Consider the following 1009-nt stretch of genomic DNA (forward strand, 5'->3'; position numbering starts at 1 on the left):
TCTTGCGTGATAGCATATAGGTTCTAGATTTTATTGTTACCGGATTGAGCATCGATCAGGTTATCTCCAGCTCCTGCGAAGATAACATTATCACCAAATTTAGTGGTAATTCTGTCATCGCCAGCGCCCATGTAGATGATATTGTCACCAAAAAGAGTAGTGATAAAGTCATCCCCATCACCAGCAAAGATTTCATTATCCCCCCTTTCCGTAGAAATTGTGTCATCCCCAGCACCAACAAAAATCTGATTGTTGTCACTTTTAACCAGGCTGATCTGGTTATCCCCCTCCCCTGCAAAGATTAAATTCTCATTACTTTCAAAGACTGTAATCACATCATCGCCAACGCCTGTGTAGACAGTATTATTGCTGCCCATACCTACGCTAACCCGATCACCCTGATTGCCTTCATTGGCGAAGATGGTATTATTCCCCCCTTGGAAAACGGTAAGATCATCCTTGCCAGTGCTAGGGAAAATAGTAGTTTTTCCACCGCTAGCTGAAATCATGTCGTCGCCCGGTGTGCCCAAAATTGTTCTCATTATCAAAATCACGCGAAACAGTTTCGAGAATGTTAAAAGTCATCGCCCAAGCTGGCGTTGTAGAAGCGCAAAGCCTTTAGCCGCTAATAATTACCATTACTAATTCCCATGACAATAATGACAGCGCCAGCATTAGACATTGATCACTTTTTTAGTCCAGTAGTAGTAAACAGCAAACTTTTTCTGCTACTGAAAAAAATTTTAGGTGAAAACCCATAGAGCTTGATTAAATTCTAATTAACTAGGTGAAGATTAATGTAAAGATTAAATAAAGATCAACGTCAGACAATACTATCAATTAAGGTAAGGCGATTCCCTTCTACCTTTAACTTTTAACCTTTTACCAAAAAGGTGGTATCAGTCCATTTGAAGCAATTAAGCATTAATTTATTCATGCAACCCCCAATCAACCAGATCACACTTTCCCAAACTGCCAAAGACCAACTGATTAAACTCAAACGTCAAAC

At 39.8% G+C, this 1009-nt stretch carries 1 protein-coding gene; it reads right to left on the reverse strand.

Annotated elements, in window-relative coordinates; translation table 11 throughout:
- Nucleotides 1-23: 23 nt before the first annotated feature.
- A complete protein-coding gene (locus F6K51_RS38230; RefSeq protein WP_293031628.1) occupies nt 24-542 on the reverse strand; it encodes a hypothetical protein in 519 nt (172 codons plus the stop codon).
- Nucleotides 543-1009: the final 467 nt, after the last annotated feature.

This window comes from Moorena sp. SIO3I8 (assembly GCF_010692325.1).
Taxonomy (GTDB): Bacteria; Cyanobacteriota; Cyanobacteriia; order Cyanobacteriales; family Coleofasciculaceae; genus Moorena.